The organism is Bacillus sp. JJ1609, from assembly GCF_036967045.1.
In the GTDB taxonomy this organism is placed as follows: Bacteria; Bacillota; Bacilli; order Bacillales; family Cytobacillaceae; genus Mesobacillus.
Window position 1 is genome coordinate 184,395 of the sequence record NZ_JBALSS010000001.1, and the last position, 10,826, is coordinate 195,220.

General features: G+C 41.4%; 12 protein-coding genes. All 12 read right to left on the reverse strand.

Annotation, left to right across the window (positions count from 1 at the left end):
- Window position 1 precedes the first annotated feature (1 nt).
- Window positions 2-688, reverse strand: coding sequence for a YggS family pyridoxal phosphate-dependent enzyme (locus tag V7654_RS00900; RefSeq protein WP_335427760.1), 687 nt, complete (start codon window positions 686-688; stop codon window positions 2-4).
- Window positions 689-1,516: a peptidoglycan editing factor PgeF gene (gene pgeF, locus V7654_RS00905; protein WP_335427761.1), complete on the reverse strand. Its 828-nt coding sequence runs from the start codon at window positions 1,514-1,516 to the stop codon at window positions 689-691.
- 67 nt (window positions 1,517-1,583) lie between these two features.
- Window positions 1,584-1,856 carry a YlmC/YmxH family sporulation protein gene (locus V7654_RS00910; protein WP_207498506.1) on the reverse strand — a complete coding sequence of 91 codons (273 nt, stop codon included), beginning with the start codon at window positions 1,854-1,856 and terminating at the stop codon, window positions 1,584-1,586.
- Between the two features lie 415 nt (window positions 1,857-2,271).
- Window positions 2,272-3,051, reverse strand: a complete 780-nt coding sequence (gene sigG, locus V7654_RS00915) for an RNA polymerase sporulation sigma factor SigG (protein ID WP_335427762.1) — start codon at window positions 3,049-3,051, stop codon at window positions 2,272-2,274.
- 177 nt (window positions 3,052-3,228) lie between these two features.
- Window positions 3,229-3,948: an RNA polymerase sporulation sigma factor SigE gene (gene sigE / locus V7654_RS00920; protein ID WP_207498508.1), complete on the reverse strand. Its 720-nt coding sequence runs from the start codon at window positions 3,946-3,948 to the stop codon at window positions 3,229-3,231.
- A gap of 44 nt (window positions 3,949-3,992) precedes the next feature.
- Entirely contained in the window at window positions 3,993-4,931 is a 939-nt protein-coding gene (spoIIGA, locus tag V7654_RS00925) for a sigma-E processing peptidase SpoIIGA (protein WP_335427763.1), read from the reverse strand.
- A gap of 360 nt (window positions 4,932-5,291) precedes the next feature.
- The gene (gene ftsZ / locus V7654_RS00930) at window positions 5,292-6,434 is read right to left on the reverse strand and encodes a cell division protein FtsZ (RefSeq protein WP_335427765.1); all 1,143 of its coding nucleotides are present in this window, start codon (window positions 6,432-6,434) and stop codon (window positions 5,292-5,294) included.
- 40 nt (window positions 6,435-6,474) lie between these two features.
- On the reverse strand, window positions 6,475-7,758 hold the full coding sequence (ftsA, locus tag V7654_RS00935) for a cell division protein FtsA (protein ID WP_335427767.1): 1,284 nt from the start codon (window positions 7,756-7,758) through the stop codon (window positions 6,475-6,477).
- A 137-nt stretch (window positions 7,759-7,895) separates the two neighbouring features.
- Complete coding sequence (locus V7654_RS00940; protein WP_207498512.1) at window positions 7,896-8,246, reverse strand: small basic family protein; 351 nt, start codon at window positions 8,244-8,246, stop codon at window positions 7,896-7,898.
- Entirely contained in the window at window positions 8,246-8,980 is a 735-nt protein-coding gene (locus tag V7654_RS00945) for a DUF881 domain-containing protein (protein ID WP_335427769.1), read from the reverse strand. Before V7654_RS00945 ends, V7654_RS00940 begins: the two co-directional genes overlap by 1 nt.
- A gap of 151 nt (window positions 8,981-9,131) precedes the next feature.
- A complete protein-coding gene (locus V7654_RS00950) occupies window positions 9,132-9,866 on the reverse strand; it encodes a DUF881 domain-containing protein (protein WP_335427770.1) in 735 nt (244 codons plus the stop codon).
- Window positions 9,814-10,605 (reverse strand): cell division protein FtsQ/DivIB, encoded by a 792-nt coding sequence (locus V7654_RS00955; protein WP_335427771.1) that lies wholly within the window; start codon window positions 10,603-10,605, stop codon window positions 9,814-9,816. Before V7654_RS00955 ends, V7654_RS00950 begins: the two co-directional genes overlap by 53 nt.
- Window positions 10,606-10,826: the final 221 nt, after the last annotated feature.

Here is a 10,826-nt window from a genome sequence, read left to right on the forward strand (position 1 = left end):
ATTATTGCACCTCCGATTCGTTACCTACCAGCGCAGTGCCGATGCGGACCATGGTAGAACCTTCTTCAACTGCGATTTGAAAATCATTTGACATTCCCATTGACAGCTCAGTGCAAGGAGCATAATCAAGGTTTAGACCCTGGATTTCTCCCTGAAGCTTTTTAAGTGTTTTAAAACACTCTCTGATAACTAGCTCGTCCTTTGTATTAGGAGCCATTGTCATTAATCCACTAACAATGATGTTTGGGTAATCTTTCATTTCAGAGATGAATCCCGCTACCTCCTCAGGCTTTAATCCGTGCTTGCTTTCCTCTCCAGATGCATTGACCTGAATCAGGCAATTTATTTTAGCGCTAGCACGCTTATCAATTTCCATTGCAAGCGACTGTCTGTCAAGCGAGTGGATATATGTAACATGTTCAATAATATTCTTTACTTTTCTGGTCTGCAGCGTACCGATAAAATGCCAGACGGGCTTGTCCTTTAGAAGGCTAATCTTTTCAAGGAGTCCCTCATCACGGTTTTCACCTAAATTGACAACACCAGCTTCAATGGCTTCCTGAGCCCGTTCCGCCGATACGTATTTAGTGACCGCGATTAACTTCACATCTTCCGGACTGCGATTGGCCTTTTGACAGGCTTCTGCTATTTGACTCTGGATAACCTCCAGATTTTTAGATACTTTCATTTATGGACGGCTATCCTCCTTCCACCCTATGTAGGCAATCATTCTGCCCGCATTGCCCTTATCCCGCCTGTGAGAATAAAAATGCTCACTGTGGCAGCTTGTGCAATAATCGGTGACAAATAAATTTTCACTTTTTACGCCGGCTTTTAATAGGATCTGCCGGTTGACTTCCTTTAGGTCGAGAGAATATTGCCCTTCACTTACTTGATTATATGGTAAATTTTCGACACCTTCTAGTACATTTTTTACTAAAAGAATCACTCTCTCATCAACAATATAACATTTTTTGCATATTGATGGGCCAATTACTGCAGAAATTTTTTCTAAATTTGCCCCATTTTGCTGAAATTTGCTAATCATCTCAGCTCCAATACCGTTGACCGTGCCTTTCCAGCCAGCATGGGCCACACCAATCAGTCTCTTATCCGGCTCGATAAAATAAAGCGGGACACAGTCAGCATAGCAAAGTGTAAGCAAAATACCTGCCTCATTTGTTAAAAAACCATCTGTTCCAGAAAAAGAGGTAGCATAGTCATCAGAGCCTCTTCCTTGATCGTTTTTGGAGATTTTTTCGATGTGAATTTCATGGGTTTGCTCCGCGCCAACCCAGCTTTCAAGTGGAAAGTAAATCTTATTCGCCAGCAGGAGGCGGTTCTGACATACAGCATCCTTCTGATCTCCAACATGAAACCCAAAGTTCAATCCAGAGAAAGCCTGCTCACTGACACCGCCATTTTTCGTCGTAAAACCAACTTCAAGGCCGGGATAACGGTCCATCCACTCTTTAATGGAAAAGTATTCTTTATTGGTTAAGATGAATGGTTCCATTTTTTCATACCTCTCGCTGTTTTTGTCTAGTTTATCATAACAAGGCTGTAACACAACAGTGATACGGCTATTGTCCCCCTCCATCATGTTCAATGTATTCTCCGCTGTCCCTGTAGCGGACAAGTATAACGTCTTCTCCGATTTTAAGAATGTTCTTCCACGGAATGATGACCTCATCTTCTTTACCAAAAAAACCTAGGACTTTACCAGAACTTCCAATGACCACTGCTTCAATTTTCCCTGTATTTAAATTGATTTCGAAATCCTCAATATTCCCAAGTCTTTTTCCATCAGAAACATTAACGACATCTTTCACCTGGAATTCAGTTACCTTAACCATTCAGATCCCCCCGGATTTCGTCTTAACATTCATGTCTGTTTTCGTTTACTTTGTTGCTTTAAATAAGTTAATTTCCACTCCAGGATGCTCGCTTTCCACGGGGCGGGCGGTGAGCCTCGTCGGCGCTATAGCGCCTGTGGGTCTCACCTGTCCCGCCGCTCCCGCAGGAGTCTCCCATATCCGATCCAACCAACTTATTTATCAATGTTTTGCTTTCAAACAATCCATTTAAAACAGCAACCTTTTAGAAAATAACATTTATCAAAATGAAAGTATCGCCGCCATCGATTTTACAATCCATCTTCTTCATCCTTCATTTTAAAAATTGAGCCTATATAAAATATATGAGGAGAAATAGGATGTATGATTTACGGGGGAAGCGCAGGCAAAATAAAAAGCTGCCGGGGAGGCAGCTTTAGCTTTGGATATTTTTATTCATTTGTTTAATTGCCGCCTTCTCAAGCCGGGAAACCTGGGCCTGTGAGATGCCGATTTCATCAGCAACCTCCATTTGCGTTTTCCCCTGGAAAAACCTTTTCCTTAAAATTAGTTTTTCCCTTTCGTTCAGGCGTCTCATTCCTTCTTTTAGCGCTATTTCTTCAATCCAATGGGTATCCTTGTTCCGCTCATCGCTTAACTGGTCCATCACAAAAATTGGATCTCCACCATCGTTATAGATTGGTTCAAAAAGAGAAACAGGATCTTGGATTGCATCTAACGCAAAAACAATTTCTTCATGGGGAACCTCAAGAACTTTTGCGATTTCTTCAGCAGTTGGCTCCCTTGATGCCTCACTCATCAGCCTTTCCCTTACCTGCAAAGCTTTATAGGCTATATCCCTTAACGAGCGTGATACTCTGATTGGGTTATTATCTCTTAAATACCTTCTGATTTCGCCTATTATCATCGGGACGGCATATGTTGAAAACTTTACATTCTGTCCCAAATCAAAATTATCAATGGATTTCATAAGGCCTATACATCCGACCTGAAACAGATCGTCGACAAACTCGCCCCGGTTGTTAAAACGCTGGATTACACTTAAAACAAGCCTTAGGTTCCCATTCACAAGTTTTTCTCTAGCTGTGATGTCACCGCTTTGCATTTCTCTAAACAGTTTTCTCATTTCCTCGTTTTTTAGAACGGGAAGCTTTGATGTATCAACACCGCAAATTTCAACTTTGTTTCGTGTCAATCTTTTCCCTCCTCACAGGAGCTGCTGTCAAAATTCAGTATCTCCGCAGGAAGGAAAAATATGCACTATTTACCGGGTGCCTGGCAGTCAAAAGGAAGAAACCACCAGAAAAACCGCAGATTATCAATGTTAAGCAAGAAAAAAATTTTTTTACGTCGAATGAAAAACCCTATATTGCTATACCATCTTATTGAATTCTTTTCGAAGACGCTTAATGATTCTTTTTTCCAGGCGTGAAATGTAAGACTGGGAGATGCCCAGCATATCAGCTACATCTTTTTGCGTCTTTTCTTCGCCGCTTCCAAGTCCGAACCGCAATTCCATGATTTGTTTTTCTCGGTCTGACAGCTGCTGGAGTGCTTTTACAAGCAATTTTTTATCAACATTCGATTCTAAGTCCTTCGTGATGATATCATCATCTGTTCCGAGAACATCTGAAAGAAGAAGTTCGTTCCCATCCCAGTCAATATTCAATGGCTCATCAAAAGACACTTCTGAACGCAGTTTATTGTTCCTGCGCAGATACATCAATATTTCATTCTCTATGCATCTAGATGCATACGTAGCGAGTTTGATTTTCTTTTCAGGATTGAAGGTGTTGACTGCTTTAATTAGACCAATCGTTCCAATACTGATTAAATCTTCAATGTTAATGCCAGTGTTTTCAAATTTCCTGGCAATGTAAACAACCAGCCGCAGATTTCTCTCGATCAGGATAGACCTCGCAGCTTTGTCCCCATTGGGAAGTTTGTTTAGGAGTACTTCTTCCTCTTCTTTCGTTAAAGGAGGTGGCAACGCTTCGCTTCCGCCGATATAGTATATTTCATCTGTTTTCAATCCAAGTTTTATTAATAGTTTATACCAGTAATAGGATAACCGAAGCCGTAAATTTTTCATTGATTGTCCTCCTTCTAAATTATGTATTTCTGAGTATAGTAATATTAACTTACCTTCACGGTTGAATCAGCCTTTGCCATACCTGCCATCATCTTCGGGTGAATGATACACTGGAAGCTGCCATCAGCAGACAGTTCCTGGGCGGTAAATGAAATCAGCCCCTTTTCTGCAATATAAATTTCATTGCCATTTGTGATTTTGATGCTCTCTGGATGAAAAGCTATGATTAATTGATGTTCTTGTCCAACCACCTTGCACGGAATTATTCTCATCTTATTTTCCAGCTCTTGAGAAAAATCCCCTTCCCCTGACAAAACACAATCAGGGTTCTCAGCAATCCTCCTGATATCCTTAGGCATCTGTTCCATTAATTTGACGATGGACAGGATCATCACCGGCATTTTAGAGATTGGATCATACAGCTGATTCCCGCTGTCTATCAAACCCCTGATATTAAATGACATTCCCATGAACTGGATCTCCACGTCAGCCAATGACTCATATTGAATCTTGGTCATTTCGAACTGTTCTATATTTCTCCTGGAAAAATGCCATGCCAGCGGGAACCCTAATAGTACAAACAGCCAGCTAATCGGATCGCCATAACCTTTTATATGATTCAGAGCCACATTCGAGGCGAGATCCATATCAAATTGGATAAAATAATGGACACCCGTCAGCGTCCCTCCGAGCAAAAAGGTCGTTACATAGAATGTCATTAAAGCCTTAAAGAAAAATCGCAATCTCTTGTACCCAAATACTGATAGCACCATAAAGATCGAAAAAAATAATTTTCCTGCAGGGTGCCCCGCTGCTGCATGTAACGGAGTAATAGACAATATAATGAGCAATGAACCAATGAACCCTCCAATTGCAACTCGCCAAAGCTTAACCTGCCTCTTCAGGATCAAGGCAGTCAAATACAGGAGGAATGCATCAAATAATAGATTCAGAGCCCAAATTACATCAAGATAGATCTTCACCTTGCCTCCCCCAGTCCAAAACCAAAAACATTTTTAAGGTGAATGTCCCTTCGCTGACTGCTCTATCATTCCGTTACGAAAAAGTATATCGTCATTGCTTCATGAAGTGTGTCACATTATGTATACAAAACAACAGAGATTTTCACTTTTACATTCGGATTTTGTCAATTTTCAGATTATTAACTTTTAAAGTAGATCACTACCTAACTAAGGAAAGAAAAACTTTTTTTTAAGGTTTTGTAGAAGAAATAAAAAAGACCCACTTTAACGCACCACCGCGCCGGGGGTCTGACCCCCGGCGCTTTAAAGCGAAAAAGGCACAGCCTGTTGGCTGTGCCTTTTTACAATATATCCTGACTATTAGCGTCTTCTGTTTCTGTTGCGAAGGAATGTTGGGATATCAAGAGCGTCTTCGCCTTGTGGTGAAGGGTTGCTTCTTGGTGCTTCCTGCTGGATTTCTTCACGCTTTGGCTGTTCACGCTTAATTGCACCGATCTGAGGCTTCTGCTGGCCACCAAAACCTGGTCTTGTTGGCTTAGGCTGGACGACTTCTTCATTGAAACCTGTTGCGATAACAGTAACAATGATTTCATCCTTTAGGTTCTCATTAATTACGGAACCGAAGATCATGTTTACATCCTGGTCTGAAGCGGATGCAACAATATCTGCAGCTTCCTGAACTTCATATAAGCTTAAGTTCGTTCCGCCAGTAATATTCATAAGTACACCTTGTGCTCCATCAAGTGATGTTTCAAGCAATGGTGATGAAATAGCCTTTTTAGCTGCTTCTGTAGCACGGTTTTCACCAGCTGCTACACCAATACCCATCAAGGCTGAACCTTTATTGGACATGATTGTTTTAACATCAGCAAAGTCAAGGTTAATCAATCCTGGAGTAGCGATCAAATCGGAGATACCCTGTACACCTTGACGAAGAACATTATCCGCTTCACGGAATGCCTCGAGCATAGGAGTGCTCTTATCAACGATTTCAAGCAAACGGTCGTTAGGAATGACGATGAGCGTATCTACCGCTTCCTTCATTGCGCCGATTCCGCCGCCAGCTTGCCCAGCGCGCTTGCGTCCTTCAAACGTGAATGGACGTGTAACTACACCAACTGTTAGGGCGCCTAGGTCCCTTGCAATCTGAGCAATTACTGGGGCTGCTCCAGTTCCTGTTCCTCCGCCCATTCCAGCAGTAACAAATACCATATCTGCGCCTTTAAGCACTTCTTCGATTTGCTCTTTGCTTTCCTCGGCAGCCTTTTTGCCAACCTCAGGATTAGCGCCAGCACCAAGTCCACGAGTGAGCTTTGCGCCGATTTGCATTTTGATTTCAGCTTTGGAAAGATTTAATGCCTGTGCGTCTGTATTTACCGCGATAAATTCAACACCCTGAACACCGTGTTCAATCATTCGGTTAACCGCATTATTTCCGCCGCCGCCAACACCGATAACTTTTATAGTAGCAAGTGAATCTAAATTAGTATCAAATTCCAACATGACAAATCCTCCTAATTCGTCGATCTCCTGTTAGCACTGATTATTCAAAAAAGTAGCCAAGAAATTTCTTCATTCTTGATGACACTTTTTCTTCAGGCTGTTTCTCAGGCTTCGATTTTGGATGCGGCTGTTTCTGAACTCTTTTTTCTTTTGGTTCTAATTCACTGAAAACAGCTTCCATTTTCTTTCCTTTTAATTTTGCGTTTTTATACGCAAATTGTATCAATCCGACTGCAGTCGTGTATTGTGGTTCTCTTACACCGATATAATCAGGAATCGCAATTCTCACACGGCTCTGGAATATATCTTGGGCAAGCTCCAGAACACCCTGCATATTTGCTATGCCTCCCGTAAGGACAAACCCCCCAGGAAGGTCCCTGATGTTCATGATTTTCAATTCGTCCTGAACCAAGGAGAATATCTCTTCCATCCTTGCTTCAATAATATCGGCAACTTCCAGCTGGTTGAACTGCTGCTGCTGGTCACTGCCAATGATTGGGACTTCAAAAAATTCATCTTCGGAAGCATGGTCATAAAAAGCATGTCCATGTTTAATTTTCAATTTATCTGCTTCTTCCGTTGTTGTACGCAGGCCGATTGACAAGTCTTTTGTAATATGGTCCCCGCCTACAGGAATAACAGATGTCCCTCTTAAATGCCCGTTCTCAAAAACAGCGACTGTTGTAGAACCACCGCCGATATCAATCATCGCGACACCCATATTTTTTTCGTCCTTAGAAAGGGCGAAAGCTCCAGCTGCAAGCGGCTGCAGGCCAATATCCAAAATTTCAAGGCCAGCACGCTCTACACAGCGAAGTGTATTATGTAAGATGGTCTTAGAACCTGTAATAATCGTTCCTTCCATTTCAAGCCTTACACCGATCATGCCTCTTGGATCATTGATCTCATCAAGGCCATCCACGATAAATTGCTTTGGAATCACGTCTATTATCTCTCTCTCAGGCGGGATTGAAACCACCTGTGCAGCGTCAATGACTCTCGCAACATCTTCATTCGTGATTTCGCGATTATCACTTGATACTGCAACCACGCCATGGCATGGCATGAGCGATACATGGTTCCCGGTGACTCCTACGATCACCTGGTTAATCTTCATACCTATCATTCTTTCAGCTTGCTCTACTGCCCGTTTAATAGAATGAACGGTTTCATCTATATCAACAATGGAGCCCTTTCTTAATCCTTCGGACTTCACATTGCCAACACCAATTATGTTTAAAGAGTCGTTGACCATTTCACCAATGATAACTTTCACACTGGATGTACCGATGTCAAGACTGACATATATATCATTGCTGTTCATTCTGTGGCACCTCCTTCAACAATTCCTAATGTTTGAACAACAATTTGCTGCCGCACTTCTAATTTCGTTTCACATTTAATTACATTACTTTATTCGTCACAATTAAATATTTCCCTTTTAAAATATCATTTTTTTTTCTACTTTTCACTTGTAGTGGACCATTTTGTTAATAATATCCGCCTAATCACGGCGATATTTTGAAACAGCCTCACCCCGAAGGCAAAAACTGCTGCTAAATACAAGTCTACACCAAGATGAACACCTAGAAAAGCTAAACTTGCAGCTAATACTATATTAAAAAAGAAACCTGATACAAAAACCTTTTCATCGTATATATTTTGAAGCTGGGCACGAATTCCTCCGAACAAAGTATCGAGGGCAGCAAGGATTGCGATCGACAAGTAATTCGAGTATTCATCCGGAATTTTTATATCGGTCAACAGCCCGATGATCACACCGATTATCAACCCCATTATTGGAAGCCACATTATCCGTTGCCTCCTCCTTTATCTTTATTAACGGGATCCATGTACCGAATCCTGATTGTATCCTGATAAGCAGGAACAACCAATTTGCTTTCTGGCCTGTTCACCTTTACTTCAAGGTTATCAATGAAGAAATCCTCGGCAACTGTCGATACCTTCATACGATTGTATAACTTTTCAGCTGTCTGGGCATTCTCGGCAATAACTTTGATCTCAATAGGAAAACGGTTCAGGGAGTGCCCATTTATTTTCGTTTCTCTGTTGATGTCACGGATGACCGTTGTATTGATAATCCTTTCCCCATCAACGGAGACATGCTGGGCACCATACATATTCAACTCATTTAAAAGCCTTTTCAGCATGTCCGGAGAAATGGTAGGAGCATCGTCTCCATCTACAATCAAATTGAAAGCCGGGGCGATTGACAGGGTGATCCCTGGGCCTGTTATCTCCGTTAATCCTGCCTCAACCTTTAATTCATTCAATGTTTCCCGGAGTACTTCTTCTTTGCTCTGCTGCCGCTCAGTTTCATACTTCGCGATTTTCTCTTCATTTGACCTGATTTCAAGAAGCAGCTTGGATTGAATTTCCTTCTCTTTCATTAAATCCTCTCGAAGCTGCCAGGTGTCCCTCGTGTCCCTGACTTCAGGTTCCCTTACGGTCTGAAACTGGATGGCGACCATCAATCCGATTATAGCGGCAATGATGCTAAAACTTAGATTTTTAGGGCGGCCCAAAAGTATTCACCTTGCTTTCTGTAAGGCTATATACGATGCCAATTCTGCAAAATGCTGCTCTGAAATGGATCCTCCGTATGAAAAAGCCTCTATAAACATTCATAACCATACATTAATTCCGCAATTAGGAAGCATGATGATCTTTCAGGCATCAATTCCCAAGAATCGGATCCATCTTGATATCATCCATTTCTTCCATTGAAAAAACAATTTGATCGTTTACAAGCTGATCTTTTATCCCACCGGTAATATTTAATGCGGAAGAAAGAACATTGGGGTCTCCAATAGCAGTAATTTCAAAGGGGGCAGGATGCTGGTAGCCATCTACAGTAATGACAGGCCCGGTGCATAAGACATAGGAATTATGAGAAATTCTTTGCCCATTTACGGCGATAGCAGCTGCTCCTGAAATGTAAAGCTCATTAATTACCTTGAAAACATGGTGCTCATGAACGAGATAGTTATTGATATTCTCTTCGTCAGGATCATACTCTCCATCTGCAAGAGTTACTTTGACACCTTTTCCACTGACCTTCACCTTGCCAAGAAACATTCGGTATTTTTCTGCATCTTCTGCCATGTTAAAAAATACCTGTGCTTCTTTCGAAAGGTTTGTTTCAATTTTCCTTACCTTTTCTTGCTTAGCATTTAACTCTTTTTGCAGTTCGCGGTTTTTCTCTTCCTGATCAATTAATTCGTTCCTCAGGTTTAAATGCTGCTCCCACTGCTTGTTTGTCAAGCCTTTGCCATTGTTACTTTCATCCTGTGTAACACGATATGAAAAAGCGACCATAAAGCCAAGCACCAGGGAAACGAGCGAAAGGATCACACGATTACTGTTCACTTTCTTTTTCAATTTCAACTTCCTCAGCTTCCTCTGCTTCATAAGCTTTAAAATAAGAGCCAACCTCGAGGTCGATCACACCCTTTTTATCAGGGTCGAGCTGGCTGACAATCGAAGGATAGTGTGCCATTTTTTCCGAAAAAGTCCTCAAGCTAGCATTCACTTCAAAACCGTCATTCATATACAGCTTAATTAGGAACTTATCCGTCTTGTCCGGCTTTGAATGAATTTCCGAAATCGAATTAATCACCACTCCGGGAAGGGTCTCGAGTGAATCAATCATTTCATCCAAAACTTTTCCTTCTTTAAAGCCAATTAAAATTGGTGCGTTGACAGGAATTTCATCGATTTGTTTTTCACTAAGAATATGTCCATTTTCAAGGACCGGATAAAAATTCTTGCCTTTTGATATGTAAGCAAGACGTCTGAATTCTACAAGCTCAATCGCAACAGTATTGGGAAGCTTGACTTTGACTGTTGCGTTCTTGATTTCCTGGATCTTCTCCAGTTTTTTTTCAGTCTCTTCCTTGTTTATCTGCCATACATTCGTTTGGAGTGAAATCCCGCTCTCCTCGACAATTTGTTCAATGGTATAGGATTCATTGCCTGACACTGTAATGCTTTTCACCTTGCTGAGTGGAGATTGAAAATAGATTACACCGGCAATCAATACAAAAAACAAAGCCAGCAGCATGATTAGCCTACGATTTGCTTTCTTGCGTCTTTGATGTTTTAGTTTTGGAATTCGGTCTTCTATTGAGACGATTTTCCCCTTGTCCATTTTCAATCCCCTCTTTACCGGCTGTACCCATTCCATAAAAGACTAACATCTTTGATTGTAATTTTGCAGGTTAAAGCCTTCTGAAATATCTAAATATATCATTGATGGATTCCTGTGTGAGCATCGTATATTTAAAACTATGTTAAATTAGACTGTTGATTTCCGCTCCAGGCACTCGCTTTCCGCGAAAGAATTATGAAAAAGCCCAACTGCCGGCTTTT